The organism is Arenibacter lacus, assembly GCF_008711145.1.
Lineage (GTDB): Bacteria > Bacteroidota > Bacteroidia > Flavobacteriales > Flavobacteriaceae > Arenibacter > Arenibacter amylolyticus.
In genome coordinates, this window is sequence record NZ_VVIN01000024.1 from 13,167 (window position 1) to 35,953 (window position 22,787).

19 protein-coding genes are annotated in these 22,787 nt (G+C 40.6%); 9 read left to right on the forward strand and 10 right to left on the reverse strand.

Annotation, left to right across the window (positions count from 1 at the left end; all coding sequences use genetic code 11):
• Positions 1-4 precede the first annotated feature (4 nt).
• The 4 genes from F1E73_RS08925 to F1E73_RS08940 form a co-directional block, all read right to left on the reverse strand.
• The gene (locus tag F1E73_RS08925; RefSeq protein ID WP_150451714.1) at positions 5-745 is read right to left on the reverse strand and encodes an isoprenyl transferase; all 741 of its coding nucleotides are present in this window, start codon (positions 743-745) and stop codon (positions 5-7) included.
• 7 nt (positions 746-752) lie between these two features.
• On the reverse strand, positions 753-1,442 hold the full coding sequence (porG, locus tag F1E73_RS08930; RefSeq protein ID WP_150451715.1) for a type IX secretion system protein PorG: 690 nt from the start codon (positions 1,440-1,442) through the stop codon (positions 753-755).
• Between the two features lie 116 nt (positions 1,443-1,558).
• Positions 1,559-2,440, reverse strand: a complete 882-nt coding sequence (locus F1E73_RS08935) for an NAD kinase (RefSeq protein ID WP_086475462.1) — start codon at positions 2,438-2,440, stop codon at positions 1,559-1,561.
• Positions 2,441-2,445: 5 nt separating this feature from the next.
• The gene (locus F1E73_RS08940) at positions 2,446-3,102 is read right to left on the reverse strand and encodes a CBS domain-containing protein (protein WP_150451716.1); all 657 of its coding nucleotides are present in this window, start codon (positions 3,100-3,102) and stop codon (positions 2,446-2,448) included.
• A 265-nt stretch (positions 3,103-3,367) separates the two neighbouring features.
• On the opposite strand from F1E73_RS08940, the gene F1E73_RS08945 reads away from it, so the two are divergent.
• The 6 genes from F1E73_RS08945 (at position 3,368) to clpX (ending at position 9,067) form a co-directional block, all read left to right on the forward strand.
• Positions 3,368-4,081 (forward strand): pyridoxine 5'-phosphate synthase, encoded by a 714-nt coding sequence (locus F1E73_RS08945; protein ID WP_150451717.1) that lies wholly within the window; start codon positions 3,368-3,370, stop codon positions 4,079-4,081.
• Positions 4,082-4,084: 3 nt separating this feature from the next.
• Positions 4,085-4,855 carry an alpha/beta fold hydrolase gene (locus F1E73_RS08950; protein WP_086475459.1) on the forward strand — a complete coding sequence of 257 codons (771 nt, stop codon included), beginning with the start codon at positions 4,085-4,087 and terminating at the stop codon, positions 4,853-4,855.
• A gap of 250 nt (positions 4,856-5,105) precedes the next feature.
• Positions 5,106-5,456 carry a phage holin family protein gene (locus F1E73_RS08955; RefSeq protein WP_086475458.1) on the forward strand — a complete coding sequence of 117 codons (351 nt, stop codon included), beginning with the start codon at positions 5,106-5,108 and terminating at the stop codon, positions 5,454-5,456.
• Between the two features lie 98 nt (positions 5,457-5,554).
• Positions 5,555-6,880, forward strand: a complete 1,326-nt coding sequence (gene tig, locus F1E73_RS08960) for a trigger factor (protein WP_150451718.1) — start codon at positions 5,555-5,557, stop codon at positions 6,878-6,880.
• 173 nt (positions 6,881-7,053) lie between these two features.
• On the forward strand, positions 7,054-7,734 hold the full coding sequence (clpP, locus tag F1E73_RS08965; protein WP_086475456.1) for an ATP-dependent Clp endopeptidase proteolytic subunit ClpP: 681 nt from the start codon (positions 7,054-7,056) through the stop codon (positions 7,732-7,734).
• Between the two features lie 97 nt (positions 7,735-7,831).
• Positions 7,832-9,067: an ATP-dependent Clp protease ATP-binding subunit ClpX gene (gene clpX, locus F1E73_RS08970; protein ID WP_086475455.1), complete on the forward strand. Its 1,236-nt coding sequence runs from the start codon at positions 7,832-7,834 to the stop codon at positions 9,065-9,067.
• A gap of 249 nt (positions 9,068-9,316) precedes the next feature.
• Here clpX and F1E73_RS08975 read toward each other — a convergent pair whose 3' ends face one another.
• Both F1E73_RS08975 and F1E73_RS08980 read right to left on the reverse strand, forming a co-directional pair.
• Positions 9,317-9,862 (reverse strand): hypothetical protein, encoded by a 546-nt coding sequence (locus F1E73_RS08975; RefSeq protein WP_150451719.1) that lies wholly within the window; start codon positions 9,860-9,862, stop codon positions 9,317-9,319.
• An 81-nt stretch (positions 9,863-9,943) separates the two neighbouring features.
• Positions 9,944-11,458 (reverse strand): GH3 auxin-responsive promoter family protein, encoded by a 1,515-nt coding sequence (locus tag F1E73_RS08980; RefSeq protein ID WP_086475453.1) that lies wholly within the window; start codon positions 11,456-11,458, stop codon positions 9,944-9,946.
• A 111-nt stretch (positions 11,459-11,569) separates the two neighbouring features.
• On the opposite strand from F1E73_RS08980, the gene F1E73_RS08985 reads away from it, so the two are divergent.
• A complete protein-coding gene (locus F1E73_RS08985; RefSeq protein WP_086475452.1) occupies positions 11,570-12,364 on the forward strand; it encodes a DUF2797 domain-containing protein in 795 nt (264 codons plus the stop codon).
• On the opposite strand, the gene F1E73_RS08990 is transcribed toward F1E73_RS08985, so the two are convergent.
• From F1E73_RS08990 to sppA, 3 genes are all read right to left on the reverse strand, one after another.
• Positions 12,357-15,119 carry an AsmA-like C-terminal region-containing protein gene (locus F1E73_RS08990; protein ID WP_150451720.1) on the reverse strand — a complete coding sequence of 921 codons (2,763 nt, stop codon included), beginning with the start codon at positions 15,117-15,119 and terminating at the stop codon, positions 12,357-12,359. The genes F1E73_RS08985 and F1E73_RS08990 overlap by 8 nt on opposite strands.
• Positions 15,120-15,336: 217 nt before the next feature.
• The gene (locus F1E73_RS08995; RefSeq protein ID WP_086475450.1) at positions 15,337-16,056 is read right to left on the reverse strand and encodes a queuosine precursor transporter; all 720 of its coding nucleotides are present in this window, start codon (positions 16,054-16,056) and stop codon (positions 15,337-15,339) included.
• Positions 16,057-16,277: 221 nt separating this feature from the next.
• Positions 16,278-18,038 carry a signal peptide peptidase SppA gene (gene sppA, locus F1E73_RS09000; protein WP_150451721.1) on the reverse strand — a complete coding sequence of 587 codons (1,761 nt, stop codon included), beginning with the start codon at positions 18,036-18,038 and terminating at the stop codon, positions 16,278-16,280.
• Between the two features lie 228 nt (positions 18,039-18,266).
• Here sppA and folK point away from each other — a divergent pair, with 228 nt between their 5' ends.
• Positions 18,267-19,412: a 2-amino-4-hydroxy-6-hydroxymethyldihydropteridine diphosphokinase gene (folK, locus tag F1E73_RS09005; RefSeq protein WP_086475448.1), complete on the forward strand. Its 1,146-nt coding sequence runs from the start codon at positions 18,267-18,269 to the stop codon at positions 19,410-19,412.
• 10 nt (positions 19,413-19,422) lie between these two features.
• Here folK and F1E73_RS09010 read toward each other — a convergent pair whose 3' ends face one another.
• Positions 19,423-19,956: an RNA methyltransferase gene (locus tag F1E73_RS09010; protein ID WP_150451722.1), complete on the reverse strand. Its 534-nt coding sequence runs from the start codon at positions 19,954-19,956 to the stop codon at positions 19,423-19,425.
• A gap of 205 nt (positions 19,957-20,161) precedes the next feature.
• Between F1E73_RS09010 and mutS the strand changes: the two genes are divergently transcribed.
• Complete coding sequence (mutS, locus tag F1E73_RS09015) at positions 20,162-22,738, forward strand: DNA mismatch repair protein MutS (RefSeq protein WP_150451723.1); 2,577 nt, start codon at positions 20,162-20,164, stop codon at positions 22,736-22,738.
• Positions 22,739-22,787: the final 49 nt, after the last annotated feature.

Below are 22,787 nucleotides of genomic sequence, written 5' to 3' on the forward strand. Positions count from 1 at the left end.
GCCGCTAGATAAGTTGTTCGCTTGTTTTTCCAAATCGTCGTTCTCTGTTCTGGTAATTTTCAATGGCTTCTAATAAGTGATGTTCCGTAAAGTCGGGCCAAAATACATCAATAAAATAAAATTCAGCATATGCAATCTGCCAAAGTAGAAAATTACTGATCCTTTGCTCGCCACTAGTGCGTATAAGGAGGTCTACATCAGGCAAATCATGCGTGTAAAGATGGTTATTTATAATGGTTTCATCAATATTTTCAATAGAAATTATATTATTTTTAACTTTGGTTGCTATTTGTTGAATAGCAGTCTTTAACTCCTCCCTAGCACCGTAGCTAAGTGCCAAAGTTAATACCATTCCGGAATTACCCTTGGTTTTCTCCATTACATCCAACAACTCCTTATGCGCCCTTTTGGGCAAGGTAGCAATATTCCCTATGGTGTTTAACCTAATATTGTTTTTGGTAAGGGTTACTAGTTCTTTTTTTAGGGAAGCGACTAGAAGGCGCATAAGCGTATCTACTTCTAACTTAGGCCTGTTCCAGTTTTCCGTAGAAAAGGTGTATAGGGTGAGATATTCCACCCCCAACTTTGCACAGTCTTCTACGGTTCTCCTTACGGTTTTTACGCCATGCTCATGGCCAAACACGCGTAATTTCCCTTGTTTTTTTGCCCATCTGCCATTACCATCCATAATAATGGCAATATGTTTTGGCAGCGCTTTATTATTTCCTTCTGTTGTAGTACTCATATATCTATTACTGGAAGGGATCTTGACATGGTTTTCGTCCAAAGGTATACGTAAAACTTATACCAGAAAAAACATACCAATCATCACTATAAATATTTCCAAATTTATTTTCGTCAAAATTAGAACCGGAAGGATTACTAGCATCCAAATTATCGGTAAAGGTATACCTAGCTCCTATCTCCGCCCCTACCACAAAAAACTGACTCACTCTAAGCTTTGCCCCTACGGTCATAGGAATTGCAAAGGCCCCGTCCTTTTGCCCTACATCCTGCAAAGCACCAGAACCATCAAAATGATGATACCCGTACCTAAAGTAGGTAGCTCCTGTATATAGGTAAGGGGTAAATGCCGGCCCCAGCCTATGTAAATTATACTCCACAAAATTAAACTCGAGTCCCGCAGAGAACTCCAGTACACTATTCGTCATTCTATACCCTCGTTGTTGTCTGGAAGGCATATCGGACTTAGCATCATCGGCTACAAACTCTCCATAAATAACACTACCTCTCCAGGCGTAACGCTGACTCTTATTCCATTTAAACAGCCCTCCGAAAGCGGGTCCGGAGGGCATTATATAATTGGTTCTTCCCACATCGCCTATATTATTTGCTCCCCCTGCAAAGAGTCCAACCTCATAGGTTTGCCCCCATGCACCGGAAAAAATAAATATAAGAAGCACTACAGGAAATAACCTCATAATTCTTAAAAGTTTGCAAATATAACCAATTGAACCACTTAGATCATCAATTAATTACATTCTTGTTCTAACCTGATAAACTGGTTTTGCACTTTTTTATTGTTTACCGAAAAGAATCAGTTACGTCTATCCTCTCCCCACAACAATTTATTTCTAAGTGTTTTTAGGAAACTCTCCGAGGTGTACTCTATCATTTTAATTGTAAAGGGAGCCTTACGCACCAAAATTTCTTTCCCATTGGGTACGGTAGCAATCCGGGAGTCTAAAGATACCAAATGTCCTTTGGCCCTTCCGGAAACTTTTAGTCGGATTACTGTATCGTCTGATATAACCAAGGGCCTGGCGTTAAGGTTATGCGGGGCAATAGGGGTTAAGACAAAGGACTTTACCGAGGGCGCCATAACGGGACCTCCACAACTTAGGGAGTACCCGGTAGATCCTGTTGGGGTAGAAACTATAAATCCATCTGCCCAATAGGAGGTTAGGTATTCATCATTAAGATAGGTTTCTATAGTAATCATAGAGGTGGTATCCTTTCTACTCACGGTAATCTCATTCAGAGCAAAATTCAGCTCCTTAAACTCGGGAATATCGGAAGACTCGGCGATTTCCACTAAACAACGCTCCTCAATAATATAGGCTCCGGCCACAAATTCTTGGACCACCTTACGCACATCTTCCTTTTTAAAGGTAGACAAGAACCCTAGTCGGCCCGTATTTACCCCTACTATAGGAATTCCCAAATCCCGAACATAGGTAGTAGCCCTTAAAATAGTACCGTCCCCACCGAAGCTCACAAACATATCGAAGGTTTTATCTAACCCTACTTTATTTGTAAAAGTGGGATAGTCGTCCACCTTGTGACGCTGCACTATAAAGTTGTAAAATGATTCTTCAAAATAAATTTCCGCTTGTTCCTTTTGCAACTCATCTATAAGCTCCAAAACATATTCTACAGCAGACTCTTGGTAAGCTATTCCGTAAACGGCTACCTTCATAATTGTTAAACGTTAAGGTATTTATCCAGATAATCGGATCGTTGTTTTAGGTTCTCCAGCAGCTGATCGTCATCATTACCATATAAAATTGTGTAGTTATATCGTCTAAAGGTTTGGATCACCTCATTTAGATTAGTAGCACTAATCTTTATGGTAATCTGTATTACATCACTCCTACTGTCCGTAATAAAGGCTCCGATCAATTTTAGATTATTGCTTTCTACAATCTGTGCAATCTCACTAAACGAATAGTCCTTAATCCCTTTTGCCAATACCAGAATCCCTCCAGGATCTGTAAAAAACGGGGTATCAATAAACAGATTCACGATATCTATAAGGTCATAATACCCCATCACTTTCCCTGCATTGTCTACTACCGGCACAAGATTGGCTTCGTTTTTAGAAAACGTTGCCAAAGCATCTAACCAAGTAGCCTCTGGCCTCACTAAAAATGTAGCTAACTGATACCTATCTACCTCAATGATCTTATCCGGGCTATAACTTTCCAGGTCATTTTTTTCCAACATTCCTATATAGACCCCTTTATCCACTACTGCTACATGGGAATAGGTGGTCTGTTCAAAGAACTGAATCGCTTCTTTCATCGAATCCGTCACTTTAAATACCGGCAATATTGTTAATATGCTTTCTTGAATCTGCATCTCTCTACTTCTATTATAATGCAAAATACTAATAAAAAATCCTTAGCGCCAAAGTTGAAACAAGTAATCTTGCCCAGAGCATCAACTTCTCACCACTTTTTAGCACGCATTGCATTCTGTTTTTAGGAAAGGCCGGAAACCACTTTCCAAGCTCATTACCCAAGGAAGCTCGCCCCGCTAGCCCTTCAGATAAATTCTTTCACTTTAAAAGGAACAAAAGGTATGCCTAATTTGTATTTTTGTCTTTTAAACATAGAAGTAAGTTATGACAAAGCTTAGCGTTAACGTAAATAAAATTGCTACAATTAGAAACTCGAGGGGAGGCAACGTTCCTAACCTTGTAAAAGCCGCCCAAGATATTGAGGCTTTTGGCGCGCAAGGGATCACCATCCACCCTAGACCAGACGAAAGGCATATTACCTACAAGGATGCTAGGGACCTAAAAAAGGTAGTTACCACAGAATACAATATAGAAGGGAACCCTATTCCTAAATTTATTGACCTTGTATTGGAATTAAAGCCCACCCAGGTTACGCTGGTTCCTGATGACGCAGATGCCATTACCTCCAATGAAGGCTGGGACACTATAAAACACAAAGACTTTTTAAAAGAGGTTATCCACACCTTCAAAAGCAATGGCATACGCACCTCTATTTTTGTAGACCCAGACCTTAAAATGGTGGAAGGCGCTGCCTTAACAGGTACGGATCGCATCGAATTATATACAGAAAGCTACGCCGTTGCCTACGAAAACGGGAATAAGACGGGGGTACTTCCGTTTGCGGAAGCAGCCAATATTGGACATCAACTAGGGTTGGGCATTAATGCTGGGCACGACCTAAGCCTGGACAATATTCAGTACTTTAAAGAAAGTGTTCCTCACTTACTGGAGGTCTCTATTGGCCATGCCCTAATTTCGGAGTCGCTCTACCTAGGCTTAGAGAACGTAGTAAATATGTATCTAAATAAATTAAAGTAAAACATGGAGGTATTACATTCCAACATCATAGGAGCAGGAGAACCCCTTCTTATCCTTCACGGATTTTTAGGAATGCTGGACAACTGGAAAACCCTAGGAAAACAATACGGGGAGGAAGGCTTTGAAGTACATTTGATAGACCAACGCAACCACGGTAAAAGTTTTCATGCCACAACGTTTAATTACGATGTGATGGCAGAAGACTTAAACCGCTATATGGAACATCACAACTTAAGTAGTGCTATCCTATTAGGACATAGTATGGGCGGCAAAGTAGCCATGCAATTTGCTTGTACACACCCAGAGAAGGTAAAAAAACTACTAGTTGCCGATATTGCACCTAAATACTATCCGCCACACCACCAGGAAATTCTTAGCGGACTAAAGGCTATAAAAGTTCGCGAAATTTCGTCTAGACAGGAAGCCAACGATCGCTTAACAAGGTATATCACCCAACCTGGAGTTAGGCAGTTCTTACTAAAAAACCTTTATTGGGCAGAAAAAGGAGTCTTAGATTTCAGGTTTAATTTAGAGGTACTAAGCGAACGCATGGAGGAAATTGGCACAAACATAGGGGCCACGGACTCCTATGAAGGGCCCACTTTATTCCTTAGGGGAGATAAATCTGACTACATTACCGATGATGATACAAGAGCTATTCAAAAACATTTTCCAAGGGCAAGCGTGGAGACCATAAGCAATGCCGGCCATTGGCTACACGCGGAAAACCCGAAGGAGTTTTTGGCTAAATCCATCCCCTTTTTTAAAGAATAGCTCCCAAGATTTAACATGCAGCATGCCTAAGTGCTACAGGCAACGTGCATCATTTTACCAATAACCAATTTGGACACGGTTAGGGATAAAACATTTCCTGTATTTTATCCCTAACCCACTCCACCCCCACTCCTAGGAACCAAGATGCTTTTTACCGCAATATTGAATGCCGGGGGGATGCTTCCTTTAAAAAAATGATTATTTTTATTATCATAAAGTAGATTAACCCTATTTAACCCACAAACAAATCATGAAACTACTATTAAGAATACTTCTTACCGCCGTTGCCATAGTTATTTTAGACGCTATTTTACCTGGAGTAACAGTAGCCAGCTACACTACCGCCATTATAGTAGCCATAGTACTGGGATTATTGAATTTCATTGTTAAACCCATCCTAATTATACTCACCCTACCGGTAACCATTCTCACCCTTGGACTTTTCCTACTAATAATCAACGCTATAATTATCCTTTTAACAGATAGCCTAGTTGACGGTTTTGTGGTAGGGAATATCTGGTGGGCACTCCTTTTTAGCCTATTGCTATCCTTCTTGCAATCTATATTTTATAAGCTTCTAAACGACGACAAAAAACTTTAAGATACCTTTTTGACATTCAGTGGTTTAAAAACTTGTTGAAAATTATAAAATACAGTACTTTTGCATCCCATTTTATTTTAGCAAAATACAGATAACACATGAATATCACTAAAGAGCAGATAGACGAACTAAATGCAGTAGTAACCGTTGCGGTATCCAAGGAGGATTATCAAGACAAGGTAGAGACTATATTAAAGGACTACAGAAAGCAAGCCAATATCCCTGGATTCAGAAAAGGACAGGTTCCTATGGGGTTGATCAAGAAGCAATATGGAAAAGCTGTTTTGGTAGATGAGGTAAACAAACTGCTACAAGACAACCTAAACAAATATCTTACCGAAGAGAAGTTAGACGTTTTAGGGAATCCATTACCTAAGCAACAAGACAATTTTGATTGGGATGCCGAAAACTTTGCATTCGAATTTGAATTGGGCCTAGCTCCTTCTTTCGAGGTAGATCTTAAGACTAAGGAAGCCTTAACCCACTACAAGATTGTTGCTGATGACAAAATGATTGATGAACAAATAGAGCGTTTTCAGAAGCAATACGGTAAACTTATCAGCAAGGCCGAAGTAGGCAATAAAGATGAAGTGAGCGGTACGTTCACCAACGAGGCCGAGGAGATTGAAAACAAGACTGTTATAGAAATCGAAAAGATTGAAAGCAAGGAAGCCATAGACAGTCTATTGGGTAAAAAAGTTGGAGATGCAGTAACCCTTAAAACAAAGGATTTGTTTAAGGAAGAGCATTTACTGAGAGGTGCTTTAGGCATTGAAGCAGAAAAAGCTAAAGATTTAGACATAGAGGTTACTTTCACCATTGAGGAAATAAACGAAACAGAGCCTGCCAAATTGGATCAGGAGTTGTTTGACAAACTTTACGGAGAGGGAACCATTATTTCCGAGGAAGAGTTAAGAAACAGAATCAAGGAAGATACGGAAAAGCAATTTGAGCAGCAGTCCGATCAAAAGTTGCTTAACGACATTACCGAGCACTTTATTGAAAACACAAAGTTTGACCTTCCTACAGAATTTTTAACCAAATGGATTCAGACTACAGGCGAAAAACCATTAACCGAGGAAGAAGCTGCTGAAGAATTTGAAAAATCTGAAAAGGGATTACGCTATCAGTTGATTGAAGGAAAAATCATAGAGGCAAATGACATTCAAATTCAATTTGAAGAATTAAAAGAGTATGCCAAAGGATTTATCAAGCAACAAATGGCTCAATTTGGCCAGTTAGATCCAAAAGAAGAGGAATTAGACAATATTGCTGCCAGAGTACTTTCCAACCAAGAGGAAGTAAAAAGGTTGAGCGAGCAATTGATGAGCCAAAAATTATTGAACCTTTACAAGGAGAAAGCCAACCTGAAAGTTAAGGAAGTTACTTTTGAAGACTTTGTAAAGGAAGCTTACGGCAATTAAGTCCAATTCCGTTAAAAACAAACATACTGCTTGGGAAAGGCCAAGACCTTGATAGTTTTGGCCCCTCCTTAACAGCGGTTAATGTTAAGTTACACGAAAAATAAGTATATTTACAGTGTCGGGAATATTATTTTCGACACTTTTTTTATCTTATAAAACCTCGAATAAAAAATATGGATTACGGGAAAGAATTTAAAAACTACGCTATTAACCATCACGGGATCAATAGCATGTACTATGACAACATTCTCAATAGCATGTACCCCACTAACCTAACCCCTAACATCATAGAGGAAAGGCAGCTAAATGCGGTAGCAATGGATGTCTTCTCCAGACTTATGATGGATAGGATCATCTTCTTGGGTACAGGTATCAATGATCAGGTAGCAAACATAGTGCAGGCGCAATTGCTTTTCCTAGAAAGTACCGATGCATCCAAGGACATTCAAATATACATCAACTCTCCTGGTGGAAGTGTATATGCCGGATTGGGCATCTATGACACCATGCAGTTCATAAAACCCGATGTAGCCACTATTTGTACAGGAATGGCTGCTTCTATGGGAGCCATCCTATTATGTGCTGGCGAAAAAGGAAAACGCAGTGGACTTACCCACTCTAGGGTTATGATTCATCAACCCTTAGGCGGAGCGCAAGGCCAAGCCAGTGATATTGAAATTACCGCAAGGGAAATTTTAAAACTAAAAGATGAGCTGTACCAAATAATTTCAAAACACTCTGGACAGCCACTAGAAAAAGTTACCGAGGACAGCGACCGGGATTACTGGATGAAAGCCAATGAGGCCATGGAGTATGGCATGATTGATGAAATCTTGGTAAGGGAAACCGAATAAGACCGACTAACTGCTAGGAAAATAAAGTTTTGCCCATAGATGCAGAACAGAAAAAAACGAACAAGTTCGTTTCTATTATTGAAAGTGATAAAATGATATGGCAAAAGAAAATTTAGAATGCTCTTTTTGTGGAAGAAAAAAACCGGAAACCAATTTATTGATTGCAGGTTTAGACGCCCATATTTGTGACCGTTGTATAGAACAGGCACATGGTATTGTGGCCGAAGAATCCAAACAAACAAAAAATCAGGACCTATCTTCCGAATTGACCCTAAAAAAGCCTTTGGAGATCAAGGAGTTTTTAGACACCTATATTATTGGTCAGGACAGAACCAAAAGAGTAATGTCTGTTGCAGTTTACAATCACTATAAGCGATTGTTACAACCAAAGAGCAAGGAAGACGACATAGAGATCCAAAAGAGTAATATTATAATGGCAGGGCAAACCGGTACCGGTAAAACCTTAATGGCTAAAACCATTGCCAAAATGCTTAATGTACCTTTAACCATAGTAGACGCTACGGTACTTACAGAAGCAGGTTATGTTGGGGAAGACGTAGAAAGTATCCTTACCCGCTTACTGCAGGCTGCGGATTACAACTTAGAAAGGGCAGAGCGAGGGATTGTATTTATTGACGAAATAGATAAGATAGCCCGTAAAAGCGACAACCCATCTATCACCAGAGACGTTTCTGGAGAGGGCGTACAGCAAGGATTGCTTAAGCTTTTGGAAGGAACGGTAGTAAACGTACCCCCAAAAGGAGGCCGTAAGCACCCAGACCAAAAGTTTATAGAGGTCAATACAGAGAACATCCTGTTTATTGCCGGAGGGGCCTTTGACGGTATTGAACGTCTTATTACCAAAAGACTGAATATGCAAGCTGTTGGTTACAGCGCTTCCAAGGCCGAGGAAAAGTTAGATCAGGAGAATATTCTACAATATATTATCCCGAAAGACTTAAAGGATTTTGGCCTAATTCCGGAAATCATAGGAAGATTGCCTGTTCTCACACACATGAACCCCTTGGATAAAAAGACCTTAAGGGCCATTTTAACCCAGCCCAAGAATGCAATCATAAAGCAATATGAAAAATTGTTCAATATGGACGATATCTCTTTTGAAATAACTGATGAAGCATTAGACTACATCGTAGATAAAGCCATTGAGTACAAATTGGGAGCAAGGGGACTTCGTTCTCTTTGTGAGGCCATTTTTACCGATGCCATGTTTGAGTTGCCCAGCTCGGAAGAAACTACCTTTAAGGTAACTAAATCCTATGCAGAGGATAAGCTCTCTTACGAAACAATCAATAAATTAAAAGCAGTCTCTTAAGACTGCTTTTTTCTTTATAAGGATTAATCCATATTACCTACCCCTCTATATTAGGCCCCTCCCCTAGATCACTTAAACAGATAGGTGCTGCCCCTTCCCTCACTGAGCCAATAGATCTACCTGCGCCCAAGAAGCATAGACCTCTTACACCCAAACGGCAATAAGGCCATCTCACAACAATGGGAGACAGCCTTTCTATGTAAGTTGATGCAACAAGGGACAAGCGAGGGTACAAACCTAAGCCCTAGGTTAAGCGACAAACTGTTTTTTTGTGATTTTGGTCAATAATTCTTGACACACCTTGATTATAATTTTCTCATCGGAGTAGAGGTCGTGCCCAAAACCTTTTACTATTTCGGTCTTAGCCCCAATCTGAGCCAACCACTGTTGGGATGGCTTACACATATCACACTCGCCATACAAAAGCTTAACATCGGCCGTAGGAGCCTGAGACTCCTTTTCCAATCTTGTACTGGAAATAGCATATAATGATTTCATTGGAAGCCCTTTTAGAGCGGCCTTCCAAGCAATGACGCCTCCCATACCAAAGGCTAAAAAGTGACTAGGTTCTGTTACATTCTTTACCAAATGTGCTGCAGCAGTTACTATGCCACCCTCATCAAACGCCTTACCTACGTTCTCATCTGAATTCACTTCTAAATGAATATTGGCTAATTCCTGAATGTCGTAATAAGATATGTCATAATATTGCTGAAGATATCCTAAATAAGAGGTAATCCACAAGCCCTTTTTTGAGCCCCACTTGTCCGAAAGTATCACTAATTTTTTCGCCATAACAATTAATTTAAATTATTAAAAACGGGGGAGAGTACTATTGCGGAAACAAGTTGTGATTTTTTTACTTACATACCTTATTTATTTGTTCATATGAAGTAATTCCTCGATATAATCCCGTGTGTTAGACAGTCTGGGAATCTTATGTTGGCCACCCAATTTTCCTTTAGATTTCAGCCAATCGTAAAATAGGTTCTCCCGAGCAATATGAACCTTGGGCAAGCGCAGGGTAATGTTATTATATCGCTTTGCCTCATAATCCGAATTTAATGATTTCAGGGAGTTATCCAAGAACTCCACAAAGGATGCCAGTTCTTCTGGTTCCTTTCTAAATTCTATGATCCATTCATGAGCCCCCTTATCATTCCCCACCATAAATATGGGCGCTACGGTATAGTCTATAATTTCTGCACCGGTCTTCTTGCAGATCTGCTTAAGCGCTTCCTCTGCATTCTCTATAATCAACTCTTCCCCAAAAACATTAATATGATGTTTGGTTCTTCCAGTAACCTTTATCCTGTAAGGGTTTAGGGAGGTAAAGCGAACGGTATCCCCAATCTTATAGCGCCAAAGTCCGGCATTAGTAGTAATTACAATGGCATAATTGGTATTCAGCTTAACATTCCAAAGGGGGACGGTGGTTTCCTGGGCACTGCCATAGGTATCCATAGGTATAAACTCATAGAATATACCATAATCCAACATCAACAAAAGATCATCGGAATTGTTCCTATCCTGTATAGCAAAGAAGCCCTCCGAAGCATTATAAATCTCGTAATAATTAAAGCTTTTTCTAGGGAGCATGGCCTGGTACTGATCCTTATACGGATTAAAGCTTACACCTCCGTGGAAATACACTTCTAGGTTTTCCCAAACCTCAAATAAGTGCTGTTTCCCCGTTTCTTCCAATACTTGGTTCAACAATACCAACATCCAAGAAGGCACGCCCGCCAAGCTGGTAACATTCTCCTGAATACTCTCTTTAATAATTGCCTGCAACTTGCACTCCCATTCGCTCATAAGGGACACCTTATTACTAGGCGTACTGCTAAGTTCTGCCCAGAAAGGCATATTGTCTATAAGAATAGCAGAAAGATCCCCAAAGAAAGTACCGTTGTCCTGATACACCTCCGTACTACCTCCCAACCGAAGTCCTTTACCGGTGAAAAGCTGGGAGTTCTCATTGTTATTCAGATATAGGCAAAGTAGATCCTTGGCCGATTTATAATGGCAATCCTCCAAAGATTCCGTACTCACTGGAATAAATTTACTTTTGGCGTTGGTAGTCCCGCTACTTTTGGCAAACCATTTTATATTAGTGGGCCAAAAAATATTCTGTTCTCCTCTTCTAGTCCGTTCTATCATAGGCTCTACCTCTTCATAGGTGGTGATAGGCACACGCTCTACAAAGGCCTCATAATTGGAAATGGAGTTGAATCCGTATTGCTTACCCACTTCGGTACCTTCGGCAATGGACAGCAATTGATGCAACACCTCATCCTGAACTTCCTCCGGATATTTTAAAAAAAGTTCTATCTGATGGTACCGCTTTTTCAATAACCAGGAAGCAATTGAATTAAATAGGGGTATGGGCATTTTTAGGTATCTTTATCCCGAATTTAAGGACGGGAAGTTATTTTTTTATTTTAGCTAAAAATAGTTTTAATTGAATTCATAATCAAATAGAATTTACATAAGAAAAGTTATATGCAGTACCAGGGAGTGTTAAGAAAGATGGAAACAGAAATAGGAGAACCCATTCAATACTACTTACTATTTGATGGCGATTTCTTAAATATGAACCAGGTACTCAATAAGGAGCTCAAGATACAACATCTTGGATACCAATGCTTAAATTGCGGCGAAGAACGCCCCATTTACCGACAAGGATTTTGCAGGACTTGTTTTTTCGACATCCCCTCGGCCGGGGAATGGATTATGCGTCCAGAGCTAAGTACCGCGCATTTAGACCAAGAGGATCGGGATCTTGAGTATGAAAAAAAAGTTCAGCTACAGCCACACATTGTCTATTTAGCCAATTCTAGTACCATTAAGGTGGGCGTAACAAGAAAAACCCAGGTCCCTACAAGATGGATAGACCAGGGAGCACATGAAGCTATAGAAATAGTGGAGGTTCCCAACAGGTATCTGGCCGGAATTACGGAGGTAGCACTTAAAGACCATGTGGCCGACAAGACCAACTGGCGCAAAATGCTCACCAACAACGTGGTAGACGAAGACCTGGTAGAAGTCCGCAACAAACTAAAGCAATACCTACCTGAAGAGGCCTTGGAATATTACTTGGAAAACAAGCAGGAAACCCAATTAGAGTTTCCTGTGCTTCAATACCCCACCAAGGTTAAAAGCCTAAACCTAACCAAGACCCCTGCTTACCAGGGGGTCCTAAAAGGGATTAAGGGTCAATATCTTATTTTTGAAGACAATACGGTCTTTAACATTCGTAGCAACGAGGGTTCAGTGGTGTCACTAGAATTTAATTAACAGAATCCTTTTTTGTTTCCTCCGTTGGTTCCTTTTTCTTTCCAAAGAGGCCGCCCAGTATTTTCTTAGCAGCCTCTTTTTGTGCTTCCTTTTGTGCTTCTCTACTACCTGTCTCCACGGAATCTTTTTTGGTGACCGTATCGTTTTTCTTAGTGGTGCCACCAAGAATTCCGCCTAAAACATCCTTCACCTTTTCGGCATTCTCTTTCTTGGTAGAATCCGTTTTCTTTTGATTCTTGGCAAGGATATCACCAATAACATCCTTCGCCTTATCCTTTCCTTTATTAATTAGTTTTTGCTTCTCTATTTCTACCAACTGCGCCGTAATATTCTTAATACCAGAGGCTAGGTCCGTGCTGATTTTGGGATTGGTATAAGCCCCACCTATAGTTGCCGTAACCGGAACTGTGAGCTCCTCTAGGGACGACTCGTTGATGCGTGCCATTAATTGCTCAACCTCTTTCCCTAGATATTTGGCTGGCACCTGAATGGTGGCTCTATAATTTAATTCCTGATCAAAAGAATGGCTTCCCGCAACATCAATAGCAAAATCCTTATAGTTAAGCGTAAATGGTTTTACTTTTACTACCCCGTCCTCAAAATTTAGATCGGTTTTTAAATTTTTTAAATTTAGGTTTTCTAGATCTAAAAAATTCAACTTCCCATCCAGGGCAGACAGCAACGGAGCATCCTTGGCATCAATTTTACTTGTCATTAACTCTGCCAATATACTTCCTGTTACGGACAATAAGTTAGGGGTAAAATCGTCCTTTAAATTCCCCGAAATACGCACTTCGGAATTCATGGCACCGTGTAGTATTTTAGCTATAGGAGCCAAAGTCCTAAACATCTCTAGCCCATTAAACGTTTCCGCTATACTAAAATTATTCATCCCTAAGTCCATGGCAAAGGTGGGTGTTTTCCCTTTGGTAGACACCTCTCCATTAACCGCCAAGATCCCATTAAACAGAGAAGAGGACATATTAGAGAGAGTAGCCGTTTCATCCTTTATTTTGAGTGTTCCCTTTACATCTTTCAATCTCAGGTTGTCATAGACCACGGTATTGGCACTCGCATTTATGGTGCAATCTAAAAACGACGGAATCTTGATTTTTTCCTCGGAAGGAACTGAGGAACTAGAGGCTGCTAATTCTTCCCCTTTATTTTCTCCCTCGTCAGTGGCTACCATAAAATCTGAAATATCAAAGACATTCGATTTTAGGTTAAACCTACCTTCCACCTTTTCATTATTGAACATAAAGCCCAACAGGTTATCGATGGTACCCGTAGCATCAAAATCTGTATTCCCAGTTTTCCCTTTTAGCTCCGTAAGGCTTACCGTAGTAGGATTAAAGGAAACCGCGGTGGACTGCAGTATAACGGGACTCGGAATTTCATCGGATTTATATTCAAAATCCTTCAATAAAAGGGTGCCCTTGGTTCTAGTTTTCGCATATTCCTTGCGCTCTATGGAGGCCATATCAAAAGCAGTAGCGATATCAGCATTCAAAACACCCTTCAAATCCATTCCCGAAGGCACTGGATAGGCTTTAGATATATTTGCCAAATTCATTTTACCATCTACCTGCGCATCTACTTTAGTATTGCCCATTAAATCACGAATTTTGGCAACCATATTAAATTTATCCTCATCTATCATAAAAGACAGCCTTCTAATATCTACAAAGGTGTCTTCTGTTATCCCAGTAGTATTGGCTATCTCTGTATCAATAAAAACATTCCTGACCGATTTTGGCAAATCGGGGTATTTAAAGGAAGCATTCTCAGAGTTGATATCGATTTTAAATTTAGGAATGTGTTTCTCATCCACCACACCTTTAAACTCCCCTTCTACCGTAAAATTCCCGGTAGTGGTCACCTTTTCTATGTTTTTGGAATACACCTCTGGAATCACAGCTAAAAAGTTCTTGAAATCGGAGGAAGGTGTTTTAAAGCTAATATCCACTTCCTGATTATCCTCGTTTAACTTTACAAACCCATCAAAAACAAGAGGCAATTGATTTACAAGAGCTTCATTCTCCAAAAAAGTATATTTGTTTTCTTTAAGATCTATCCCAATCAGCGCCTTTAGCTTAACGGGATTTCGATTTAGATACTGGGTACTATCCATCACAAAAGATACCCGTCCACTGGTTTCCGTATCTAGCTCTGAAGTAGCCAAGGACAGATCGCCCGTCCCCATGTGGTTCATCTCCTCCACCGTAAGGAATATTCCTGTGGAAGCATCCCCATATTGAATAATAGCATCTTTAATTTCATAGGACTCCAAAGACAAGGTAAATTGGCTTTGGGAGGGATCGACACTAACTGTTTCCTGCCCTCCAGTTTCCTCCAAGGCAATATCATAATTGGCGTTCTCTTCCTTATCAACCTTTATATTTAATCTACCCCCATCCACCTTAAGGCTCTTTAATATTATGGGCTCGGAAGCGTCTTTCAACAGTTCTTTTATAGACATATTAAGTGTCACTCCCTTGGCAGCAAACAAAGTATCCCCTTCAAAGGGAGCCCTATTAATAAGGGTTATATCCTTCATGGTAACCCTAGCATACGGGAAACTAGAAAACAAGGTAAGATCTGCATCGGAAAAATCGAACGACGCGTTAATACTACTATTTACTTTATTTTTAATAATGTCCGCAATTTTTCCCTTTAAGAAAAATGGGGTTGCAATTAGCAACAAAACGACTATCAAAAGAATACCTCCAATAACCTTTAAAACCTTATTTTTCATTTTATAAACCTATTTTTTTACAAGATAATCTTGAGCAACTAACTTAATTGCCTATTTCAATTTCAATATTGGCTCATTCAAGGCAACCCAATTCAGTCTCAGGGCACGCCTATTGTTTTTGCAGGTAACAATCTCTTGCCGTTAATCTTTACAGACCATTGCAGCACCGGTTACAGGGCCGCACCCTCAGAACCGTAAAAAGCCAATTTTATTATCCTTATATCTTTAATTCCTGATTTACATCCAATTTAAATCGCTTTCTAAATAGATATACGAAAAAATAGAGAAAAGGGGTGTCCAAGGAAGCTACAATTACCTTAAAAACAAACCCGCTAATCACTAGGCCATAAAACATATGCCATGGGAGCACCCCAAAAACACACAAAAGCCCCACCACCGTAAAGGTATCTATAAACTGAGAAAGAAAGGTTGAAAAATTGTTTCGCAACCATAGGTGCTTTCCTTTCGTCATTTTTTTCCAAAAGTGGTAGATCCCTATATCTATATATTGGGCAAACAGATAAGCCATCATAGAGGCGATAACCGCAATAGGAGAAAGCGAAAACACCTGGTTAAACACCTGATCGTTTACTGGAGAGCCGTCTATTGCTGGTACAAAATTAGCCACCAAAACAATTCCCATGGAAAAAATGGAGGCAAAAATCCCTGCGGTCACCACCTGGTTCGCTTTTTTCCTTCCATAAATCTCCGATATAAGATCTGTTATTAAAAAGGTGATAGGATAGGGCAATACTCCCACCGAAATCTCGAACAATGGCGCCCCAAAAACCGTGAAATCCCCAAAAGGATTCCAATAAAAAAATTTTTGAAATATAAGGTTAGACACCACTAGGGAAGTGATGAACAAAGCCCCAAGGTAGAGGTATATTTTAAAGGCCAGTTTCTTATCCGCTTCCTTTAAACTACCTTCCTCCATTACTGTTGTATATTTTTTAATATCACCATAGATTATGACAAAATCACCTGTATGGGATATCTGTCGTTTAACGATAGAACAAATGTAAACAACCCAAAGTGAATAGTTGCAATATCCTCTTGCCTCGTGGAATCAAAAATTTGGTGACATTCTCAACTACCAACAATATATGGGTATAAGAAATAATAGAGCTACCTTGCCTCCAAGGCAGCTCTATTATTTTATTTAATCTGTAACGTAAAGGGCATACGAGCCTGCACTCCTTTATTTTCCATAACCGAGCGCACTTCCTTTAAAATTTTGTAGGCTTCTGCCCCAATTTCCTTTTCAATCAAGGCTTCCTTACCCTTAGCACCAGTTCCCCCAAAATCTTCCATAAATTTTTCGAAGCCAGACTTGTACTTGGGCAAACGCTGTATACGGTACGTTTCTAAGTCTACCATCTCTGCTGCAGCGGCAATAGCATCATCCAGTCCTCCCAATTCATCTACCAGCCCCAATCGTTTGGCATCTACCCCACTCCATACACGTCCTTGCGCCAAACTATCTGCTTGGGCTAGGGTAATTCCCCTTCCTTCCGCCACGCGGTCTAAGAAGGTATTGTACACCTCCGCTATCCCCTCTTGCACATTGTTCCTAAAAGTCTCCTGCATTGGCTTAAACAAGGAATACTCCACTGCATTTTTATTGGTCCCCACCTGCTCAGCATTTATTCCAATATCCTCTGCCAATTCGCTTACATTGGGCACCGTACCAAAAACGCCGATAGATCCGGTAATAGTAGTAGGCTCGGCAAATATTCTGTTAGCTCCAGCTGCAATATAGTACCCTCCCGAGGCCGCTACATCTCCCATAGAGACCAAGACCGGCTTCACTTCCTTCGTAATTTCTATTTCCCTCCAGATAATATCGGAGGCAAGCGCACTACCTCCTGGGGAGTTTACTCTAAGCACAATAGCTTTAACACTTTCATCTTTCCTAGCTTTTTTTAAGGCCTCGTTAATGATTCCTTGCCCAATTACGTTGGGTCCTCCTTCGCCGTACCATATTTCCCCTTGGGCATAAATTACCGCTATCCTATCCTTCCCGGTATGGAGGCGTTTCTTTTTAGCGGTCTTTATGTAATCTTCTAAAGCCACGTAGTTAATCTCTTCTTCCAAATCCAATCCAAGGTTTTCCTTAATCCTTGTTTCATACTCGTCGTAATGCCCCAATTGATCTATTAAACCAGATTTTAAAGCATAGGTAGTAGTCCTAGCCCCCAAGGTATCCGCTATTTGATTTAGGTCATCTACAGAAAGTCCTCTACTCTCCGAAATATCCGTGAGCACTGTGCCCCATAGAGCATCTAATAATTCCTTGATCTGACTCCTGTTGGCGTCGCTCATTTCATTGGCAATAAAAGGCTCTACCGCACTCTTGTACTTCCCGTGCCTAATAACCTCCATTTTAACACCGGTTTTTTCCTGCAACTCCTTAAAGAACAGCACCTCAGTAGACAAGCCCCTAAAATCCATAGCCCCCACAGGATTTAAAAAAACCTCGTTGGCCACACTTGCCAGATAGTAATCTTTCTGGGTAAAGAAATCTCCATAGGCAACTATAAACTTTCCACTTTCCTGGAAATCTTTTAGCGCATTGCGTATGGCGTGGGTTTGAGAAAGTCCAGCAAGTAAAACACTGTTACTGATACTAATCCCCTTAATTTTCCGATCTTCCTTGGCAACCCGAATAGCATGCAACAACTCATCCAACCCTTGATTAATATTGAAGAGTCCAGCAAATGGGTCGGAATCATCCATACCAACATAGTCCTCGATGGGGTACTGCAACTGTAATTCCAGTACAGAGTTATCTTTTACTCCCACGGTGCCATCCCTATTCCCGACTAAGGCCATAAAGACCATAAACATCACAAACAGGATCCCAAACGCTATAAGTCCGCCTATAATAGAGGCTAGTAAATTTCTTAAAAACTTCATTTAAATCAGGAATTAACGATAACTCACAAAGATAGTTATTAGGATTTTTATGTTATTTAAAATTCTTACAAAATATTTATGGTCCATCTTTTTATTACAAGCAAAGACACCCTGCCAATCTAGGGGGTTACCAGCCCAAAACGCTCCCATTCTTAATGCGTTTTACCGCTTTGTTAATAACATTCCTTTTATGAAGTTGATTTCTTTTATTTACTTTGCCTGCCTAAGATGAACCCAAGCACCACTACATACATCTCCCTCGGGAGCAATTTAGGGGATAGACTCCACCTTTTACAAGATGGAATATTCCAAATCAATTCCCGTGTTGGAAAGGTTACCAAGACCTCCCATGTGTACGAAACTCCCGCTTGGGGTTTTGACGGGGATCCATTTTACAATGCCTGTATCTGTGTAGAAACCCAGTTATCACCCCCGGAACTACTGGAGGAGTTGCTTCAAATTGAAGTTTTATTAGGCAGAGAACGAAAACTAATTAGTGGTTATGCCTCTCGGACCTTGGATTTGGACATTCTATATTACGACAAGGAGATCCTTAAAACAGAACACCTGGAGATTCCCCACCCTAACCTTTCTAAAAGAAGGTTTGTATTACGGCCATTGGCAGACATAGCACCACAATTTTACCATCCTATCGCTAATAAAGATACTAGGAACCTATTGCAGGAATGCAAGGATAAGAGTGAAATAGTGCGGACTCCCCATAAATTATACATCAACAGAACACAGTTGTTTTCTCAACTCCATTTCATCTCCATTGAAGGAAATATTGGCGCTGGGAAGACCACCTTGGCCACCAAGATTGGAGAGGACTACAATGCAAAGTTGGTACTAGAGCGATTTGCAGACAATGCTTTTCTACCTAAGTTTTACGAGGACCCGGCACGATTTGCGTTTCCCTTGGAAATGTCTTTTTTGGCCGACAGGTATCAGCAGTTCATGGACGATACGTCTCAGTACGACTTGTTCAAAAACTTTATGGTTAGTGATTACGACATCCATAAATCCTTGATTTTTGCGAAAGTTACCCTTCAAGAAGAAGAGTTTAACCTCTACCGCAAATTGTTCCACATGATGTATAAGGAGGTGCAAAGACCTAGAATGTTTGTTTACCTATACCAGAATACGGAACGACTCATCCAAAACATCAAAAAAAGAGGAAGAAGTTACGAGCAACATATAGAGGGAGCTTATTTGGAAAAAATCAACCACGGTTATTTTGACTACATCAAGAGTTTTCCGGAACAGAACAACTTAATCATTGATATAAGTGAATTGGATTTTGTTAAGAACAAAGAAGATTACGAACACATCCTCTACAAGATTCAACAATTTGCCGTACAGCTATCCGTTTAGGTCTACCAATCTACTCCCCTTGTAACTTGGACCACAGGTCCCAGACCACAATCCCTACACTTACTGAAATATTAAGGGAGTGCTTGGTTCCGTATTGGGGTATTTCCAAAACGCCATCGCTTTTGGAGACCACCTTTTGAGAGACGCCTTTCACCTCATTTCCAAAGACCAAGGCGTATTTCATCTCTTTTTCCCCTTCAAAGCGGTTTAACATACTGGCATTTTCTGCCTGTTCAACAGAATATACAGCATACCCTTCTTGCTGTAGCTTCTCCACTACCTCTAAGGCATCCTTACAGTATTCCCACGCCACGCTGTCTGTAGCTCCCAGTGCGGTTTTATGAATATCTTTATGGGGCGGGGTGGCAGTAATACCACAGAGATAAATTTTTTCGATTAAAAAAGCATCGGCCGTTCTAAAAACAGAACCAATATTATTTAAACTCCTCACATTATCTAACACTATACATATAGGCGTCTTTGGTTGTTTTTTAAACTCCTCTACATTAAGTCGGTCTAATTCACTATTCTCCAGTTTACGCATTCCCAATTACTTTATTACACCTCCATTTAACTTCCTAGCGGAAATAAATTCGGTCGCTTTTTCAATAAGTTATCCTCAAAATATCAACAAAAGTAGGCATTCCAATAGATAAGCCTTAATTTCGTTATTTTAGATTGGACACAAAAATAAGTTAATAAATTCGCTTTTGGGAGATACAGGAAAGACAAAAAAGGTTACACCTTTAATGAAGCAGTACAACACCATAAAGGTGAAATATCCAGATGCCCTTTTATTGTTTAGAGTGGGCGACTTTTATGAAACCTTTGGTGAAGATGCAGTTAAGGCCTCACAAATTTTGGGAATCATCCTTACCCATCGGAACAACGGTGGGGATAAGACAGAATTAGCTGGATTCCCACATCACTCCTTAAATACCTACTTACCTAAATTGGTGAAAGCAGGTCAACGAGTGGCTATTTGCGACCAATTGGAAGACCCCAAACTTACCAAAACCATTGTAAAAAGGGGTGTTACAGAATTGGTGACTCCTGGGGTAGCTATGAACGATGATATCCTAACGGCGAAAAACAACAATTTTCTTTGTGCGGTCCATTTTGGCAGAAAGCGATTGGGCATTGCCTTTGTGGATATCTCTACCGGAGAGTTCCTAACATCGGAGGGGAATGAGGAGCAGATTGATAAATTACTGCAGAACTTCTCCCCAAATGAAGTCTTGGTATCAAAATCTAACAGAAAAGAATTTTCCGCTGTATTTGGCACCCAATTCCACACTTATTACACGGAAGACTGGGTATTTCAGGAAGATTACGCCTTAGAATCGCTCACCAACCACTTCCAGACCAAGAGCTTAAAAGGCTTTGGGGTAGATCACTTAAGCCATGGGGTTGTGGCTGCGGGGGTGATAATGCACTACCTATCCGATACCCAACACAAACAGCTACAACACATAAGCAGTTTACAACGTATTGCGGAGGAAGAACATATTTGGATGGACCGGTTTACCATCCGAAACTTGGAATTATACCATTCTACCCATCAAAATGCCGTAACCCTACTAGATGTTATAGACAAAACCCTATCCCCTATGGGCGGACGGATGTTAAAAAGATGGTTGGCCCTACCGTTGAAAAACATCGAGAAAATTAACAGGAGACACCAGGTAATTGGCCATTTAAAGGACAATGAGGAGGTGCTTCATCCACTGAGAAACTCCATTAAACAAATTGGAGATTTGGAACGACTAATTTCCAAGGTAGCTACGGGTAAAATAAACCCCAAGGAGGTGGTGCAGTTAAAGAATTCTCTAGAAGCCATTGTCCCCATTAAGGAGTTGACCGTAAAAACCAAGAACGAGGCATTAGCCCTTTTAGGGGACCAGCTGCACGGTTGCGAGTTGTTACGCGATAAGATCAACAAAATGCTGAACGAAGAGGCCCCGGTAAACCTTGCTAAGGGAAAAACAATTGCCAAGGGGTATTCCCAGGAATTGGATGAATTACGGGATTTGGCATTTTCAGGAAAGGATTACTTGGACAAAATGCTGGAACGCGAAACCGAACGTACAGGTATTACCTCCCTAAAAATAGCTTCCAATAACGTTTTTGGTTATTATATAGAGGTGCGTAACACCCATAAGGACAAAGTTCCGGAAGAATGGATCCGTAAACAGACCTTGGTAAACGCAGAACGTTATATTACCGAAGAACTAAAAGAATACGAAGCCAAAATACTGGGGGCAGAAGAGCGTATCCTGGAGTTAGAACAGCAACTGTTCTCCCAGTTGGTGGTATGGATGCAAGAGTATATTGCTCCCGTCCAGAATAATGCCCACTTAGTAGCTCAATTAGACTGCTTATGCGGATTTACCCAATTGGCCATTGATAATAATTACGTAGCTCCTGTGATGGACGATTCCACTGAATTGTCTATTGTTGGCGGTAGGCATCCTGTTATTGAGAGGCAATTGCCTTTTGAAGAAGAATACATTGCCAACGACCTTATCCTAAATAGGGAGGAACAGCAGATTATCATGATTACTGGTCCCAACATGAGTGGTAAATCGGCCATATTAAGACAGACTGCACTTATTGTCCTCTTGGCACAGATGGGCTGCTTTGTTCCTGCCACCTCTGCCAAAATTGGTTATGTAGACAAAATATTTACCCGTGTAGGCGCCAGTGATAATATTTCCATGGGAGAATCTACCTTTATGGTAGAAATGAACGAGACCGCCTCTATCCTTAACAACCTTTCGGAACGCAGTTTGGTTTTACTGGATGAGATAGGTAGGGGTACCAGCACCTATGATGGCATTTCCATTGCCTGGGCAATATCCGAATATTTACACGAGCACCCTGCGAAGGCCAAAACACTTTTCGCTACGCATTATCACGAGCTCAACGAAATGACCAATACCTTTGAACGTATAAAGAACTACAATGTAGCGGTAAAGGAATTAGAGGATAACGTACTCTTTTTACGAAAGCTAACCCCAGGGGGTAGTGAGCATAGTTTTGGGATCCATGTAGCAAAAATGGCGGGAATGCCCCAACAGGTAATCCATAAAGCCAATAATATCCTTAAGAAATTGGAAAAATCACATTCCAGCGAAGAGCTTACGGATAAATTGCAATTGGTGCAGAATGAGATGCAACTAAGCTTCTTTAATTTGGACGACCCCTTACTGGAAGAGATCAAAGAAGAGATAACCCATCTAGATATCAACACCTTAACCCCCGTAGAAGCGTTAATGAAGCTCAACGAGATAAAACGATTGCTCACTAAAAAGAAGAATGCATAGGTTCTTTTGGCCCTACTAGGAAAGAAAGATGCTATTACCCAACCCACTC